The organism is Mesorhizobium sp. M1409 (genome assembly GCF_040317535.1).
Lineage (GTDB): Bacteria > Pseudomonadota > Alphaproteobacteria > Rhizobiales > Rhizobiaceae > Mesorhizobium.
Genome location: NZ_JAMYKV010000017.1, coordinates 14,858 through 32,617, shown reverse-complemented (window position 1 = coordinate 32,617; position 17,760 = coordinate 14,858). Strand labels below are relative to the sequence as shown.

The following is a 17,760-nucleotide window of genomic DNA, read 5'->3' as shown; positions in this document are numbered from 1 at the left end:
ATGACGCTGCATGACGTCGCGCTCGACGATAAGTTCGACCTCGCAAAGGAGCGCATCTTCCTGTCGGGCGCGCAGGCGGTCATCCGCATGCTCCTGATGCAGCGCGAGCGTGACCGCCGCGCCGGCTTGAACACGGCCGGTTTCGTCTCCGGCTATCGCGGCTCGCCGCTCGGCGGCCTCGACATGCAGCTGTGGAAGGCCAAGAAACAGCTCGCTCAGGCCGACATCGTCTTCCAGCCAGGCCTCAACGAGGAGCTGGCCGCCACCGCTTGCTGGGGCGCGCAGCAGACGGAGCTGCTGGGCGAGGGCACCCATGACGGCGTCTTTTCGGTCTGGTACGGCAAGGGGCCGGGCGTCGATCGCTCCGGCGATGTGTTCCGCCATGCCAATCTCGCCGGCTCGTCCAAGCATGGCGGCGTGCTCGCCCTGATGGGCGACGATCATATGGCCGAATCCTCGACGAACGCGCATGCCACCGAATTCCTGTTCGTCGACACCATGGTGCCGATCCTCAACCCGGCCGGTGTCCAGGAGGTCATCGATTACGGGCTCTACGGCTTTGCCATGTCGCGCTTTGCCGGCACCTGGGCGGCGATCAAATGCGTCAAGGACAACATCGAATCGACGGCCTCGGTCGATGCCTCGCTCGAGCGGTTGAACATCGTCGTGCCGGATTTCGACATGCCGCCCGGCGGTCTCAACATCCGCCACGAGATCGATATGCTCGGCCAGGAGGAGCGGCTGCATGAGCATAAGCGCGCCGCGGCTTCCGCCTTTATCCATGCCAACGGGCTGAACCGCATCGTCTATTCGGGCGGCCGCAACCCCAAGATCGGCATCATCACGCTGGGCAAGAGCTATCTCGACGTCCGCCAGGCGCTGGAGGACATCGGCATCGACGAGGCGGCCGCCAACCGCATCGGCGTGCGGCTGTTCAAGGTCGGCTGCCCCTGGCCGCTCGACTTGCATCACATCGCCGACTTCGCCCGCGGCCTCGACACCATCGTCGTCGTCGAGGAGAAACGCTCGCTGATCGAGGTGCAGCTGCGCGAGAGCCTTTACGGCACCGCCACGCAGCCGGTCATTGTCGGCAAGAAGGACGAGCGCGGCGACTGGCTATTCCCGGCCAAGGGCGCGCTCGACCCCAACGAGATCGCCATCGCGCTTGGCGAGAGGATCATCAGGACCATCGGTCCGTCCGAGGAGATTTCGGCACGGGTGGCCAAGCTGCGTCAGTTCCAGGCAATGCTCGCCGACGCCACCGACATCGGCTCGCGCACGCCGTTCTTCTGTTCCGGCTGCCCGCACAATTCGTCGACCAAGGTGCCGGACGGCTCGATTGCCGGGGCCGGCATTGGTTGCCATTTCATGGCGCTGTGGATGGACCGCAACACCGTCGGGTTCACGGCCATGGGCGGCGAGGGCGCGCAATGGGTCGGCCAGGCGCCGTTCTCGAAGCGTGGCCACATCTTCCAGAATCTCGGCGACGGCACCTACAACCATTCCGGCACGCTGGCGATCCGCTTCGCGCTGTCGACCGACGCCAACATCACCTACAAGATCCTCTACAACGACGCCGTCGCCATGACCGGCGGCCAGCCGCACGAAGGCGGTCTGACCGTCGATATGATCGCCAGGCAGGTGCGGGCCGAGGGCGTCGATCGCATCGCCATCGTCACCGACGAACCCGACAAATATGCCGGTAAGGCCGAATTCCCGGCCGGCGCCACCATCCATCACCGCGACGATCTCGATCTCGTCCAGCGCGAACTGCGGGACGTCAAGGGCGTATCGGTCTTGCTCTACGACCAGACCTGCGCCGCCGAAAAACGCCGCCGCCGCAAGCGCGGCACCTTTCCCGATCCCGACAAGCGCGTCTTCATCAACGAACTTGTCTGCGAAGGCTGCGGCGATTGCGGCGTGCAGTCGAACTGCGTCTCGATCCAGCCGGTCGAGACCGAATTCGGCCGCAAGCGCAGGATCGACCAGTCGAGCTGCAACAAGGACTTCTCCTGCGTCAACGGCTTCTGCCCGTCCTTCGTCACCGTGCATGGTGCCAAGATTCGCAAGGCCGAAGGCCTTGCCGGCAAGGCCAACCCGCTCGACGGCGTGCCGACGCCCGCCGAATTCCCGCTGGGCGAGCAAGGCTGGGCAGCGATCATCGATGGCGTCGGCGGCACCGGTGTCGTCACTGTCGGTGCCGTGCTCGGCATGGCCGCCCATCTCGAGGACAAGGGTTGCGGCATGATCGACATGGCCGGTCTTGCCCAGAAGGGCGGTTCGGTGTTCACCCATGTCCGTATCGCCCGTACTCCGGACGACATCCATGCCATCCGCGTTTCGGCGGGAAAGGCCGATCTCGTGCTTGGCTGCGATCTCGTCGTGTCGGGCGCCAAGAAGGTGCTGACCGCGGTGCGCGAGGGCCATACCATCTTCCTCGCCAACACCGCCGAGATCATGCCCGGCGAATTTGCCCGTTCGGCCGATTTCTCGTTGCCGACAGAGCGCCTGAAGAAGGCGATCCGCACCGCTGCCGGGGACGACAAGGCGCATTTCTTCGACGCCACCCGCACCGCCACGGCACTGTTCGGCAACTCGCTCGGCGCCAACATGTTCATGCTCGGTTTTGCCTTCCAGCATGGCGGCTTGCCGCTCTCAGCCGAAGCCGTCGAGAAGGCGATCGAGCTCAATGGCGAAGCCGTGGCGATGAACATCGCCGCCTTCCGCTGGGGCCGTCGGGCCGCCCACCAGCCGGACTTCGTGCGCGGCCTTGTCGCCCAGCCGGGCCCAACCGTCGCTGGAAAGACCGGCCAGGCCGCCGATGTCGCCGAGACCCTGGACGACATCATTGCCCGTCGCGTGGCATTCCTGACCGCCTATCAGAACGGCGCCTATGGCAGGCGTTATGCCGAAAGACTGGCCCTATTGCGCGCCGCAGAAGCGAAGGCCGTGCCCGGTTCGACCGCGGTGTCGGAAGCCGCCGCCAGGAACCTGTTCAAGCTGATGGCGATCAAGGACGAGTACGAGGTGGCGCGGCTCTATACCGACGGCTCGTTCGCCGCCGAATTGGGCAAGCAGTTCCAGAGCTACGACAAACTCGAATTCCACCTTGCGCCGCCGATCATGGGCCGCCGCGGCAATGACGGCAAACCGAGGAAATCGAGCTTCGGCCCCTGGATGATGAAGGGATTTCGCCTGCTGGCGGCGATGAAGGGCCTGCGCGGCACCGCCTTCGACCCGTTCGGCTACACCGCCGAGCGGCGCATGGAGCGGCAGCTCCTGGCACAGTACGAGGCGGATCTGGAGCTAATCGCCGGGGCGCTGGCGCCGGCCAGGGTCGATGCGGCGGTTGCCCTTGCCTCGGTGCCCAGCCTCATTCGCGGCTATGGACACGTACGGCAGGCCAGCGCCGAAAAGGCAGCCGGCGAGCGCTCCCGGTTGCTCCAGCGCCTCGCAAACGCACCGGCGGGGGCGGCACTTCAGGCCGCCGAGTGAAGGCCTTGTTTACCTGAAGCTTGATTTTCCGGTCTGTCCTGCTTTTGCGCTCCTTCGGCAACCGGGCCAAAGCCACTGTTCTAAGCCTTTCTTAAGGCGGATGTGGGATGACGAGGCCTAGCGTTGGGCCGACGATATGGGCAGAACAAAGACCGAAAACATCCCGGCGGATGTTTATATCCAGTTTGTGCGGTCGTTGTTCGACAACGCTCACATGCTGGTGATTGGCGGCGTGTGCTACTGGATCCTCGGATTCATGATCTACTTGCGCACGCACAATTCATTGTTCCTGGCTTTCTCTTTTAGTCTGCTGTCCATCAGCCTTTTCCGCTACTTCGGCATTCGCGACTTCCGGAAGGCGGGCGGTGTAATAGCCAATGTCCAAGAGGCGCGGCGGTGGGAGCGCAATTATATCCTCAAGGGCAGCCTGCAGGGCCTCGGCCTGGGCGCGCTGTGCTTCATATCGATCTATGTCTATCCCGATCCCTTTGCCGAACTGGCCGCGACGTCGCTGGCCATCGCAACCTTGGTGACGGTTGTTGGCCGGAACTACGGATCTCCGCTCATGGTGCGGATTTTTTCCGTGACCTTCATTGGTCCGGCAGCACTTGCACTCTTGCTGCGCATGGATATCCCCTCGGTCGTTCTGGGGCTGATGATCATCCCGTTGACGTTTATCACGATCAACAGCGCCGACCACGTCCGCGACGTGCTTTTCTCGGCGGTCATCGGCCACAAGGAAGCAAAGAAGCTCGCGCACAGGTTCGATCGCGCCCTCAACACCATGTCACACGGCCTGGTCATGCTCGGCCCCAACGGCCGCGTGGCGGTAGCCAATGCCGAAGCCGCCCATCTGATGTCGCTCAAGTCCGGGGATGCGCTGCTTGGGCGGTCCATCCACGGTCTTTTGATGCGCGGCGTCGCCGCCGGCATGTTGGCACCGAAGGATTGCCGCTACATCGAGGCCCAATTGACGCGCGCGCTGCGCGAGGGCCGCGACCGCAAGGTGCTGGTTTCCCTCGCCAACGGCCAGCACTATGAATTCTCGGCTCGCGAAGGCAGCCAGGAGCTGGGCGTCATCACCTTCGAGGACGTGACGGCGCGCGTCGAGGCGGAAGACAAGATCCGCTTCATGGCGCGTTACGACAATCTTACCGGCCTGCCCAACCGTGCCTATTTCCACGAGTTGATCGGCGAGGCCATGGCGTCCGGCGATCGCGACCGGCTCTGCGGCCTGGCGGTACTCGACCTCGACGATTTCAAGAGCGTCAACGACACGCTCGGCCATCCGATCGGCGACGGCTTGATCTACGCCGTTGCCGAGCGGCTTGCCGCCATTGCCGGGCAAGGCATAACGGTCAGTCGTTTCGGCGGCGACGAGTTCATGATCTTCTTCGACCGCGTCGAGGATGAGAGCCATCTGACCAGCCAGCTCGACGAGATTTTCGCCGGCCTGCAAGGAGAAGTCGACGTCGCCGGTCACGGCCTGCGGGTCCAGGCCAGCGGCGGCGCCGTGCTGTCGCGGGTGAAGGATACCGATGTCGACGCCATGATCGTCAAGGCGGACCTGGCGCTCTACAAGGCCAAGGAGCTCGGCAAGAACGGCTGGCGGCTGTTCGAGGCGGCAATGGACGCCGCGTTCCGCAACCGTCAGCTGATGAAGGCGGATCTGCGCAGCGCGGTGGAAAGCAAGGAATTGCGGGTAGTCTACCAGCCGATCGTGGCAATGAACACGATGCGCATCGCCGGTTGCGAGGCGCTGTGCCGCTGGGACCATCCCGATCTCGGGCCGATCTCGCCCAGCATCTTCATTCCGCTGGCCGAGGAAATGGGCATCATTTCCGAGATCAGCACCTTCGTGCTGCAGGCAGCCTGTACCGAATGCGCCAACTGGCCCGACCAGACCAGCGTCTCGGTCAATCTCTCCGCCAAGGATTTCCGCAGCCGCGATGTCATCCAGAAGGTTCGCGACGCGCTGGCGAGTTCCGGTCTCGCCGCTGGCCGGCTGGAAATCGAGGTCACCGAAACGGCGCTGCTCGACGACAAGTCGCTGACACGCCAGTACATCGAGGAATTGAAGCAGATTGGCGTGCGCATCGCGCTCGACGATTTCGGCACGGGCTATTCGAGCCTGAGCTATCTGCATAAGCTGCCGCTCGACAAGATCAAAATCGACCGCTCGTTCCTGATGGACGTTACCCAGAACCCGCGTTCATTGGAACTGCTCAAGGGCATCGTCAACCTGTCGCGGCCGCTGGGACTTTCCGTGACCGTCGAAGGCGTCGAGACCTTCGAACAACTCAAGATCCTGGCCTCGCAGGTCAAACCCGATCTCGTGCAGGGCTTCCTGTTCGGTGCCGCGCTCAGTGCGTCGGGTATCGAGACGATGTCGAATGTCACTTGGCCCTTCGCCGCTGACCTGCGTCTCATCGGCAAGCGGACAGCCATTTAGCGCCGTGACCGACAGCTCAAGCGTTGGCTTAGCTCACGCACCTTTATTGACGGGGTGCGATGCCTTGGAGGCAATGATCCAAATCCTTTTCGGGGCGTAATCCCCACTAAGACGTTCTCAAAGGGGCGGGTCCGGCTGTTAAGGTTAACAGAAGGTAAATCAACAACATCCAAATTTCAGCTTGTGTCTCACTTCCACTCGAATAGCTTGTCCGTAGGCGGAATTTCGAGGACAGATGATGGATGCTGCAAGGGGTGCAAGGAATGCGCCGGGCGCGATCAGCGCGGCCGGGGATTCGGTGCTGAACCGATCGATCATGCAACAGCTGGAGCATGTCGATTATCGCCTCATTACCGGAGGCGAGGATCTGGAGGCGATTTACCGGCTTCGCTATAAATCCTACCTGCGCTCAGGCATGTGCGGCCCAATCGCCAGCGGAATGTTCGAGGACCGTTGGGACGATCTGCCCAATTCCTACCGGTTCGGTGTCTATTGCTATGGCGAATTGGTCAGCACGATCCGCTTCCATTACATTTCCAGCGAGCACCCGCATTCGCCCTCCGTCGATGCCTATCCGGAAGTGCTGATCGAGCGACTTGCCCGCGGAGAAACCTTCATAGACGGAACCCGCTTCGCAACCGATCCCGACAGTGCACCGGCGCCCGGAGTGTTGCCTTTCCTGACACTCAGGCTTGCCATGGTGGCCTCGCGCTACTTTGGCCAGAACTCGGTCCTTACGCCGGTCAAGATCGAGCATTCCAATTTTTATTCCCGTTACTTCAATGCCGTGCAGAGAACCGAGGGAAAAGTATTTCCGGGCGTTCTTGCCCCGATCGCTCTGTTCGAAATCCCCGCCGGCGAGAATATGCGACTGACGCTCGAACGGTTCCCATTCTTCAGGTCGACGTCGACGGAACAGCGGCTGATGTTTGCCAATCCGGCCATCAACGGACTGACACCCCTGTCCATCGTGCCGACAGCGAAATATTATCGCGACGCCGCCTGAGGCTTCCGATTTTTGCGGAGCGTCTGGAGCTTTCCAGCCGGACAGGCGTTCTGATGATGGCGCGTTTTGACGCTCGGCATCTGCATTTCGACGGATCTCCCAGAAGGAACCCGACATGACCATTTCCACGCTTGCGCTCACCCCGCTCATCTCGCTGATCGCCGGCGTGCTGATCCTCGTCATGCCAAGGCTATTGAACTACATCGTCGCGCTCTATCTGATTGTCGTCGGACTGCTCGGGCTTTTCCCGCACCTTGCCGGCTGACAGCGCCACTTGAGGCAGCGCAACCGTCTGCCTCGACCCCCTTTCTGAGCATCTTCGCATCAGGCGCCCGAATCCGGGGTCGGGCTCCGGCGTCATGTCGGCACCGGCTTCAAATTTCCGTTGAGGCAGTTGTCGCTGCGATGCGGCAATAGCGCCATTGCTCTCGGCCCGGCTTTTCGCTATGTGCCTGAAAGATGTCTTCGAAGGGGTATTCCTATGGCTGATCACTCGCCGACCGGTCCTGTCGAACTGGGCGCGAAGATGGACTATGCCGAGCATGACCGCACCTATGCGGGCTTCCTCATGCTGGCCAAATACGGATCACTTTTCTGCGGAGCCCTGCTCCTGGCGATGGCCTTCGGCTTCTTCGCGGGCGGCTTCTTCTCGGCGACCATCCTGTTCGTGCTGATTATGGCCGCCGGCGCCTTTATCCTCCGATAGATTTTCCGACACCTTGTCCACGCCGCCGCCGCGAGGCCGGCCGGCATCTTGCGGGAACGAGCTTCCCGCCGAAAGGATCACGCGGTGGGACAGACGGTATTCATCCCTCGTGAACTCGATGCCAACGAGCCGCGCGTCGCAGCCTCGCCCGATACGGTGAAACGGCTGGCGGCGCTGGGCTTCGAAATCGTCGTCGAGACCGGTGCCGGCACCCGGTCGCGCATCCCCGACGAGGAATTCGCCAAGGCCGGTGCCGCCGTCGGCAAGGTTTCGGATGTCGCCAAGGCCGATGTCGTGCTGAAGGTGCGTCGACCGACGGATGCCGAGCTGAAGAGCTACAAGCCGGGCACAGCGGTCATCGCAATCATGGATCCCTATGGCAACGACGCCGCCGTGGCAGCCCTGGCCAAGGCCGGCGTCACTGCTTTCTCGATGGAATTCATGCCGCGTATCACCCGGGCGCAGTCGATGGATGTTCTGTCCTCGCAGGCCAACCTGGCTGGCTACCAGGCGGTCATCGACGGCGCTTCGGAATATGACCGGGCGCTGCCGATGATGATGACCGCGGCCGGCACGGTGCCGGCGGCAAAGGTCTTCGTCATGGGCGTCGGTGTTGCCGGCCTGCAGGCGATCGCCACCGCGCGTCGGCTTGGCGCGGTCGTCACCGCCACCGACGTTCGCCCCGCCGCCAAGGAACAGGTCGCCTCGCTTGGCGCGAAGTTCCTCGCGGTCGAGGACGAGGAGTTCAAGGCTGCCGAGACGGCCGGTGGCTACGCCAAGGAAATGTCGAAGGAATACCAGGCCAAGCAGGCGGCCCTCACCGCCGAGCATATCGCCAAGCAGGATATCGTCATCACCACGGCGCTGATCCCCGGCCGTCCGGCGCCGAAGCTGGTTTCGGCGGCGATGGTTGCCTCGATGAAGCCGGGCTCGGTGCTCGTCGACCTGGCGCTCGAGCGCGGCGGTAATGTCGAGGGCGCCGTGTCAGGCCAGGTCGTCACCACGGCCAACAACGTCAAGATCGTCGGCCATCTCAATGTGCCCGGCCGCATCGCGGCGTCGGCATCGCTGCTTTACGCCAGGAACCTGTTCGCCTTCCTCGAGACGCTGGTCGACAAGGCGACCAAGACGCTTGCCATCAATCGAGACGACGACCTGGTCAAGGCGACGATGCTGACCGATGGCGGCAAGGTGGTTCATCCGGCCTTCGCCAAGGCCGACCAGCAGCCGCCAAAGGGCCAATATGTCGAGCCGGCGGCAATTACGGCCAAGACCATGGTCGCCGACGCTTCGGCCAAACCGAAGAAGGCCGCTCCCAAGAAGGCAGCCGCGTCCAAGTCGCCTTCGTCGAAGTCGAAAGGCATTGCGTGATGGATCAGACCCTGCAGAAAGCCCTCGATCAGCTCGACCAGGCCTCCGCCGCCGTTCGGCTGGCGGTGCACAATATGGCGACCGCGCCTGGTGGCGCCGAGGCGGCGGGTGATGCCGCGCACGCTTTGTCCGGCGGCGCCATCGATCCCTTCGTCTTCCGATTCGCCATTTTCGTGCTGGCGATCTTCGTCGGCTATTATGTCGTCTGGTCGGTGACCCCCGCTTTGCACACGCCGCTGATGGCCGTCACCAACGCCATCTCCTCGGTCATCGTCGTCGGCGCATTGCTTGCCGTCGGCATCGCGGCCTCCGGCATCGCCGCGGGCTTCGGCTTCGTCGCCTTGATGCTGGTTTCGGTCAACATCTTCGGCGGCTTCCTCGTCACCCAGCGCATGCTGGCCATGTACAAGAAGAAGGACAAGTAGAGCGCCATGAACGCCAACTTCGCGTCCTTCCTCTACCTTGTTTCCGGCGTCCTGTTCATCATGGCGCTACGCGGGCTGTCGCACCCGACCACCAGCCGCCAGGGCAACCTCTACGGCATGATCGGCATGGGCATTGCCATCGCCACCACGCTGGCGCTGGCGACCCCTTCGGCCGGACGCTTCGGCCTGATCGTGCTCGGTCTTGCCCTTGGCGGCGGTGTCGGCGCCGTCACCGCGCGCCGCATCGCCATGACCTCGATGCCGCAGCTTGTCGCCGCCTTCCACTCGCTCGTCGGCCTTGCCGCCGTGATGGTGGCGGCTGCGGCGATCTATGCGCCTGAGAGTTTCGGTATCGGCACGGTCGCCGACATCCACGCCCAGGCGCTGATTGAGATGAGCCTCGGCGTCGCCATCGGCGCCATCACCTTCACCGGCTCGGTCATCGCCTTCCTCAAGCTCGATGGCCGCATGTCGGGCAAGCCGATCATGATCGGCGGCCGCCACTTCATCAACGCAGCGCTTGGCGTGGCACTCATCGTGCTGATCGTGCTCCTGGTCACCACCGAGTCGAAGCTGGTGTTCTGGCTGATCGTCGTGGCCTCGCTCGTCCTGGGGGTCCTTCTCATCATCCCGATCGGCGGCGCCGACATGCCGGTCGTCGTCTCGATGCTGAACTCCTATTCCGGCTGGGCGGCGGCGGCCCTCGGCTTCACGCTCGGCAATCTGGCGCTGATCATCACCGGCGCGCTGGTCGGCTCGTCCGGCGCGATCCTGTCCTACATCATGTGCAAGGGCATGAACCGAAGCTTCATCTCCGTCATCCTTGGCGGCTTCGGCGGCGAGACGGCAGCCGCGGCCGACGACGGCCTCGAGCGCACGGTCAAGCAGGGGTCGGCCGACGACGCCGCCTACCTGATGATGAACGCGCAGAAGGTCATTATCGTGCCGGGCTACGGCATGGCGGTCGCCCAGGCCCAGCACGCGCTGCGCGAAATGGCCGACAAGCTCAAGGCCAATGGCGTCGACGTGAAGTACGCCATTCATCCGGTCGCCGGCCGCATGCCTGGCCACATGAACGTGCTGCTCGCCGAAGCCAATGTGCCCTACGACGAAGTGTTCGAGCTCGAGGACATCAACTCCGAATTCGCGCAGGCGGACGTCGCCTATGTCATCGGCGCCAACGACGTCACCAACCCTTCGGCCCGTGACGACAAGTCGTCGCCGATCTACGGCATGCCGATCCTCGACGTCGACAAGGCCCGTACCTGCCTGTTCGTCAAGCGCTCGCTCGGCTCCGGCTACGCCGGCATCGACAACACGCTGTTCTACAAGGACGGCACGATGATGCTGCTCGGCGATGCCAAGAAAATGACCGAAGAGATCGTCAAAGCGATGGATCACTGATCGGGAATCAGCACCGAGACACGCCAAGGAACGCCCGGCTCGCGCCGGGCTTTTTCTTGGCTTGACGGCGATTTCCAGGCTACGATGACGAAATCCCGTCTCGCTGACGGGATTGTCGTCAACGGAGACGTTGGTGCCCGACCCCATCGCATCGCCGCCCACCGGGAAAGCGCCGCGCAAGCCCAGTCAGGCGGTGGTGATCGTGCATGGCATGGGCGAACAGCGGCCGATGGATACGCTGCGCGGCTTTGTCCAGGCTGTCTGGAGCCACGATCCCGCCCGCGCGCCGTTCTATGCCCATGTCGCCGATCCGGCCGACCCCGCCGGCGCGAAGATCAACCGGAGCTGGATCACACCCGACAGCCGGACCAATTCATACGAACTTCGCCGCATCACCACGCCCTACGACGTCGATGGCCGCCGTACCGATTTCTACGAGCTTTACTGGGCCGACATCACGCAGGGCACGACGCGGGGCCGGCTTGCCGCCTGGGTGACGAATCTGCTGTGGCGCAAGCCCACCGACATTCCGCGCGACGCCCGCAAGCTCTATCTCGTCACGCTTCTTGCCGTCATCGTCGTCCTGTGCGCGGCGCTCGCGCTCGCGACGTCGGTTTGGCAGCAGTATATCTCCTTGGCCGCCGGCCTGCTCGTCACCATCCTGGCCTCATTCATCATCTGGGCGGTGGACCGGTTTGGTCTTCCCTATTTCGGCGATGTCGCTGCCTATGTGCGCGCGGAAGCGGCGACGGTCGAGAAGCGGGCGCTGATCCGCGACCGCGGCCTGAGGCTGCTGAAAGGGCTGATGATGGACGATGCCTACGACCGGATCGTGCTGGTGTCGCACAGCCTTGGATCGATGATCGCCTACGATCTGTTGCAGATATTATGGGCCGATTTCAGACCCCGAAAACTGGAGGCCATCCGCGACAAGACGAAACTGAAGGCCATCCACGCCATCGACAAGGCCACGCTTATTGCCGACGGTTCGGCATGGCCTGACAGGCTGGACGACCTCGCCGGCTTCCGGCGCGACCAATGGGAGCTCTACCGACAACTGCGCACTGGCGATGCCGACCATCCGTTGCCATGGAAGATCAGCGATTTCATCACGCTAGGCAGTCCGCTGACCCATAGCGAGTTTCTGGTGACGCATGATCTCGCCGAATTCAGGCGCGGTATCGCCGAGCGGCTGTTCTCGGCATGCCCGCCGATCGCTGACACGGCAGCCGGCGGGATCGTGCCTTATCAGGAAGGGCGCAGCCGTTCAGGCAAACCACAGCGGGCGGCGCATCATGGCGCGGTGTTCGCCGCGACGCGCTGGACTAACATCTTCGACCACGGCAATGGCTGGCTGACAGGTGACCCGATCTCCGGCCCGATGACGGAAAATTTCGGCCCGGGCGTGGAGAATATCCAGGTCGAGCTGCGCGGCTCCCGCGGCCGCATCTTCACCCACACGCTCTATTGGTCGTTGGCGGCGACCGGTGTCGAGGTCACCGCGCCGGCCGGCGTTGCGCCGCGCTCGCATCTGGAGGTGTTGCGCGACGCTATCGACCTCGGCCGCAAGCTGGAGCCGAGCTAGGCGGCTCCGGCGGCGAGCCCGCAAGCGTAGAAGCGGATCGGGGCTCAGATATCCAGGTTGGCGACCGACAGCGCGTTGTCCTGGATGAATTCGCGCCTCGGTTCGACTTCATCGCCCATCAGCCGCGAGAACAGACTGTCCGCATCCGTCGCGTCGTTGACCTTGACCTGCAGCAGCGAGCGCACGTTCGGATCGAGCGTGGTTTCCCACAGCTGTTCGGCGTTCATCTCGCCGAGACCCTTGTAGCGCTGCATGGTCAGGCCCTTGCGGCCGGTCGCAAAGACGGCGTTGAGCAACGCCAGCGGCCCCGAGATGGTTTCGGAGACATCCTTGCGGCGCAGCACCGGCGGCGACCCGTAGACGTCGCTAAGACGTTGTGCGTAGCGGTCGAGCTGGCGTGCATCGGCCGAGTTGATCAGCGCCAGATCGAGATGCGCGTATTCCTTGACGCTGCGCACCGTGCGCTCGAACACATAGCCGCCGACGCCTTCGTTCGAGGTCGACATACGGCCGGTCCAGCCGCGCTCGGTGTCCTCGGCGATGATGTCGAGGCGTTTTGCGACCCGGTCGGCCATGGCGTTGGCGCGGCCAAGATCGGTGAAGACGTCCGGGTTGAGCCCGCCGGCGATCGCCGCCTGTTCGACCACGCCTCTGTTGTAGCGTGTGTGCAGGCCGTTGATCAGCTGACGCACGGCCAGCGCGTCGTCGATGGCGCCGCGCAAATCCTGCCCGGCACGAACCTCGCCCGATCCGAGCGAAAGCGATGCTTCTTCCAGCCCCGAGCCGATCAGGAATTCCTCGAAGGCGCTCTCGTCCTTGATGTATTGCGAACTCTTGCCGCGCGTCACTTTGTAGAGCGGCGGCTGGGCGATATAGAGATGGCCGCGCTCGATCAGCTCCGGCATCTGCCGGAAGAAGAAGGTGAGCAGCAAGGTGCGGATGTGGGCGCCGTCGACGTCGGCGTCGGTCATCAGGATGATCTTGTGGTAGCGCAGCTTGTCGGCGTTGAATTCATCCTTGCCGATCGAGGTGCCGAGCGCGGTGATCAGCGTGCCGATCATGTCGGAGCCGAGCATGCGGTCGAAGCGCGCCCGTTCGACATTGAGGATCTTGCCGCGCAACGGCAGGATCGCCTGGTTCTGGCGCGACCGGCCACCCTTGGCCGAGCCGCCGGCGGAATCACCCTCGACGATGAAGATTTCGGATTTCGCCGGGTCGCGTTCCTGGCAGTCGGCCAGCTTGCCGGGCAGCGAGGTGACGCCGAGCGAGCTCTTGCGGGTGATGTCGCGTGCCTTGCGCGCCGCTTCACGCGCCGCCGCCGCCTGGATCACCTTGTCGACGACCACCTTGCCCTCTGCAGGGTGCTCCTCCAGCCAGGTGCCGAGCGCTTCGTTGACCAAGCCTTCGACGACGGGGCGGACTTCCGACGAAACCAGCTTGTCCTTGGTCTGCGAGGAGAACTTCGGATCGGGAACCTTGACCGAAAGCACCGCCGTCAGGCCTTCGCGGCAGTCATCGCCGATCAGCGAGACTTTTTCCTTCTTGGTCAGGCCCGAGGATTCGCCATAGCCGGTGATCTGGCGCGTCAGTGCGCCGCGGAAGCCGGCCAGATGGGTGCCGCCGTCGCGTTGTGGGATGTTGTTGGTGAAGGCCAGCACGTTCTCGTGGTAGCTGTCGTTCCACCACATCGCCACTTCGACGGTTATCCCGTCGCGCTCGGCCTTGATAGCGATCGGCTTGTCGATCAGCGGCTTCTTGACCCGGTCGAGATATTTGACGAATTCTTCCAGCCCGCCATCATAGTGCAGTTCATGGCGCACGACGTCGGCGTGACGGGCATCGGTCAGGACGATGCGCACGCCGGAATTGAGGAAAGCAAGCTCACGCAGCCGGTGTTCCAGCGTCCCGAAGTCGAATTCGACCATGGTGAAGGTCTCGGTCGACGGGAAGAAGGTGATCTCGCTGCCGCTGCGCCCTTCATAGGTGCCCGGCTGCTTGTCCTGTTTATAGCTGCCTGTCGCCTTCAGCGGCGCGTCGGCATTGCCATGCGTGAAGCTCATTTCGAAGATCTGGCCGTTACGGCGGATTTTCAGTTTCAACCAGGCCGAAAGCGCATTGACCACCGAGACGCCGACGCCATGCAGGCCGCCCGAGACCTTGTAGGAATTCTGGTCGAACTTGCCGCCGGCATGCAGCTGAGTCATGATCACTTCAGCCGCCGAAATGCCTTCTCCGGTGTGGATATCGGTCGGAATGCCGCGCCCATTGTCGATCACGGTGACCGAACCGTCGGGGTTCAGCGTCACGGTGACGAGGTCGGCGTGACCGGCCAGCGCCTCGTCGATCGCATTGTCGACCACCTCATAGACCATGTGATGCAGGCCAGAACCGTCGTCGGTGTCGCCGATATACATGCCGGGGCGTTTGCGCACGGCATCCAACCCCTTCAAAACCTTGATGGAATCGGCGCCGTATTCGGCTTCAGCGCCGTTGATGTTGTCGATCTGATCGCTCATGAAAACCTGTTGTCTGGATGCCGCTCGCACGGCGCGAAAAATCGGCCCCGAATCGCGCCTCTAATATACATTAGATATAGGCGCTAAAGGCGGTTTTTCCAAGGTTTGCAGGCATTTCCCCGGGAACGGGCCGGCTGTCCATGACGCGCTCTCTCCAGGCCTTATCTGGCCTTGGCCAGCCGGTCCCTGAGAAACTTGATCATGAACTTGTATCGCGGCGCCAGCCGCCCGGTCCGATCAAGTTCCAGCGTCATGTCGAGCGCCTGGGAAAGCACCGCCTTGGGGTTCTTGGCGACCTGAGCATAGTCGATCATGGCCACCACAAGGTCGCGCTGCCAGGTGGCATTGTTGGGGTCGGACTGGGCAAGCTGCTGGCGGATGTCGAGGCTGTCCTGGAAGGCCCGCCGCGCGCCCTTGAAGTCGCGCTGCTTGCCCTTGAGCATGCCGATTTCGGACAGCGTGATCGACAGGTCGCGCTGCCAGTCGGCATTGGCAGGATCGAGCTTGGCCAGCCGGTCGGCGATGACGAAACTGTCGGTGTAGGCCTTGAGCGCGCCCGCCCGGTCGCCTCGTATTTCCAGAATGCCGGCGACCTTTTCGAGGCTGACGGAGAGGTCGCGCTGCCAATCCGTATTGTTCGGGTCGCCGGCCGCCAGCACGCGGGCCAACGAGAGGGCTTGCCTGTAAGCCGACAGCGCATCCGGCCATTTTTCCTGGTCGCTCAGCGCATTGCCGATCTTGGCATTGCCGACAGACAGGTCGCGCTTCAGCTCGGTGTTGTCCGGGTCGCGGTCCACCAATCGTTCGACAATCGCCTGGCTTGCCCGATAGGCCGCGAGTGCGCCCACCGCATCGCTCCGCTCGCGCTTGAGGTTGCCGATCGTCGTATGGCTGACCGAGACATCGCGCTGCCGCTCGGCATCCTGCGGCTTCTTTTCGGCCAGCGCCAATCGGACCTTCAGGCTCTCTTCATAGGCCGCCTGGGCGTTGTCCAACTGGCCGGCGGTGCGCGCCAGCGCGCCGATCTCGTCATAGCTGATGGTCAGGTCGCGCTGCAGCTCGGCGCGCTCGGGTTCGTTGTCGGCAAGCTGCTTCTTGATCGACAGGCTTTCCTGGTAGACCCGCGAAGCTCCAGCCAGATCGCCTTGCGTCACCAGCACATCGCCGATCTTGTCGTCGGCCATGGCGAAGTCGCCGAACCACGGCAGACGATCGGGCTCGGCCGCAGTCAAATCCCTGAGCATGGTTCTGGCGGTCTGATAGTTCTCAAGCGCTTCCGGCAGGTCGCCCTGCGCCAGCCTGATGTTGCCGAGCTTGATGTGGCTGACGGCGAAATCGCGCTTGACGCTCGGATCGGTTTCCTGGGCCGAACGCAGCTCGAGATTGGATACCAGTGCCGCAAAGGCGCGGCCTGCCGCATCGGTGTTGCCGATAAGGGTGTAGAGCTTGCCAAGGTCGTCCAGCGTCCGGATCTGGCGATCGGCGTCGTCCAGCGTCAGCGAGGTCTGTCCGGCCTCGCCGTAAAGGGCCAGCACCGATTCATAGTCCTTGATGGCCGTGGCGTAGTCGAGATCGGCGCGTGCCGCACCGCCGGACAGAAAACGCGTCGCCGCCTCCGACAGCGTGCGGCTGACGAAATTGACCTTCAAGGCGTTGCGCGAGACATTGTCGATGTCGGCGGCCCTGGCGAGGATGGCGCGCGCGCCATCGAAGGCGCCGAGCGATAGCTGCACCTCGGCCTGCCGGCGCAGTTCCGTCACTTGCGGATCGTCGGAGGCGAGCGTCCTCATCTCGCCGCGCACCTTGACGAAGGCGTCGGCCGCCTCGTGCAGCCTGGCATTCAGGCTGTCCGCCGAGAGGTGGCTGGCGTCGGAGCTGATCAGCGCGCCATAGAGTGGCGCCAGCGGCATGTCGGCATCGCTGGCAATCTGCTCGACCTCGCCGCGCATTTCCGGTGTCACGTCGGCCATGGCGAGCAGCAGGCGCTCGCGCTCAGGCAGCTGTTCCTTGGCCGATGCGGCAAAGAACAGCTTCGGCAGGCCACTCTCGACATAGGGTAGCTGTTTGCCGCGAGACAGGTCATAGACCTCCTGCTGCACCAGTGTCAGCACCGAGCGGATCTCGAGCCCGTCGGTGCCGAGATATTTGGTCAGCGCTGTCGTGAACGGCGAATTCTGGCCGGTCCCGTCGGCCGCCGTCTCGCCCGGTGCGGCCGAGAACGCGAACAGGATGTTTTCGGCGCGGCCAATCCGGCCGAGACCCGGCCGGACTTTTTCCGCGACATCCTTTGCCAGCGATGTCGCGCCTCGCCCTTCGCCCATCGTGCCCGAAAACGGATCGCTGCGGCAGGCATCGAGCATGATCAGGCCGACCTTGGCAGTGGCCGCCACGGTGTCGCGCACCTCTTCCAGCGGCAGGCTGGTCTTCTCCAGCGCATCGAGCGAGGAGGCGTCGGCGTCGACCGGCAGCAGCCGGTTGTCGCCCGAGATTTCGACGCCGTGGCCGGAGAAATAGACGAGCGCCACGTCGGCGCCTCTGGCATCCTCGCGAAAATCGTCGAGCGCGCGGCGCATCCGTCGCAGATCGCGATTGGTTTCGAGGACGACCTCGAAGCCGAGCTTCTTCAATGCCGCTCCCATCGCCTCGCCGTCATGGACCGGATTGGCGAGTGGCCGGACCAGGCGGTAGTCGTCATCGGCGATGACCAGCGCCACGCGCCGCTCCGCCACCGCGGCGGCGGTGGCCGTGAGCATCAGCAGCAAGGCAAACAGCAAGCGCAAGTCGAACTGCCCCCCGGCTC

11 protein-coding genes are annotated in these 17,760 nt (G+C 63.6%); 9 read left to right on the top strand and 2 right to left on the bottom strand.

Features of this window, described 5'->3' with window-relative positions:
* From NKG99_RS15610 to NKG99_RS15570, 9 genes are all read left to right on the top strand, one after another.
* Nucleotides 1-3,495, top strand: a complete 3,495-nt coding sequence (locus NKG99_RS15610; protein ID WP_352869213.1) for an indolepyruvate ferredoxin oxidoreductase family protein — start codon at nucleotides 1-3, stop codon at nucleotides 3,493-3,495.
* A 136-nt stretch (nucleotides 3,496-3,631) separates the two neighbouring features.
* Nucleotides 3,632-5,947 carry a putative bifunctional diguanylate cyclase/phosphodiesterase gene (locus tag NKG99_RS15605; protein WP_352869210.1) on the top strand — a complete coding sequence of 772 codons (2,316 nt, stop codon included), beginning with the start codon at nucleotides 3,632-3,634 and terminating at the stop codon, nucleotides 5,945-5,947.
* Between the two features lie 235 nt (nucleotides 5,948-6,182).
* Entirely contained in the window at nucleotides 6,183-6,953 is a 771-nt protein-coding gene (locus tag NKG99_RS15600) for an N-acyl amino acid synthase FeeM domain-containing protein (protein ID WP_352869208.1), read from the top strand.
* A 115-nt stretch (nucleotides 6,954-7,068) separates the two neighbouring features.
* Nucleotides 7,069-7,218, top strand: a complete 150-nt coding sequence (locus tag NKG99_RS15595) for a DUF3096 domain-containing protein (protein ID WP_013528205.1) — start codon at nucleotides 7,069-7,071, stop codon at nucleotides 7,216-7,218.
* A 216-nt stretch (nucleotides 7,219-7,434) separates the two neighbouring features.
* Nucleotides 7,435-7,659: an aa3-type cytochrome c oxidase subunit IV gene (locus NKG99_RS15590; RefSeq protein ID WP_352869205.1), complete on the top strand. Its 225-nt coding sequence runs from the start codon at nucleotides 7,435-7,437 to the stop codon at nucleotides 7,657-7,659.
* 84 nt (nucleotides 7,660-7,743) lie between these two features.
* A complete protein-coding gene (locus NKG99_RS15585; RefSeq protein WP_352869203.1) occupies nucleotides 7,744-9,030 on the top strand; it encodes a Re/Si-specific NAD(P)(+) transhydrogenase subunit alpha in 1,287 nt (428 codons plus the stop codon).
* Nucleotides 9,030-9,455, top strand: coding sequence for a proton-translocating transhydrogenase family protein (locus tag NKG99_RS15580; protein WP_502910889.1), 426 nt, complete (start codon nucleotides 9,030-9,032; stop codon nucleotides 9,453-9,455). The genes NKG99_RS15585 and NKG99_RS15580 overlap by 1 nt, the downstream gene beginning before the upstream one ends.
* A gap of 6 nt (nucleotides 9,456-9,461) precedes the next feature.
* Nucleotides 9,462-10,859, top strand: coding sequence for an NAD(P)(+) transhydrogenase (Re/Si-specific) subunit beta (locus NKG99_RS15575; protein WP_352869199.1), 1,398 nt, complete (start codon nucleotides 9,462-9,464; stop codon nucleotides 10,857-10,859).
* Nucleotides 10,860-10,992: 133 nt separating this feature from the next.
* A complete protein-coding gene (locus tag NKG99_RS15570) occupies nucleotides 10,993-12,444 on the top strand; it encodes a hypothetical protein (RefSeq protein WP_352869196.1) in 1,452 nt (483 codons plus the stop codon).
* A 44-nt stretch (nucleotides 12,445-12,488) separates the two neighbouring features.
* On the opposite strand, the gene gyrB is transcribed toward NKG99_RS15570, so the two are convergent.
* Both gyrB and NKG99_RS15560 read right to left on the bottom strand, forming a co-directional pair.
* Nucleotides 12,489-14,960, bottom strand: coding sequence for a DNA topoisomerase (ATP-hydrolyzing) subunit B (gene gyrB / locus NKG99_RS15565; RefSeq protein ID WP_352869195.1), 2,472 nt, complete (start codon nucleotides 14,958-14,960; stop codon nucleotides 12,489-12,491).
* A gap of 161 nt (nucleotides 14,961-15,121) precedes the next feature.
* Nucleotides 15,122-17,740, bottom strand: a complete 2,619-nt coding sequence (locus tag NKG99_RS15560) for a caspase family protein (protein WP_352869193.1) — start codon at nucleotides 17,738-17,740, stop codon at nucleotides 15,122-15,124.
* Nucleotides 17,741-17,760: the final 20 nt, after the last annotated feature.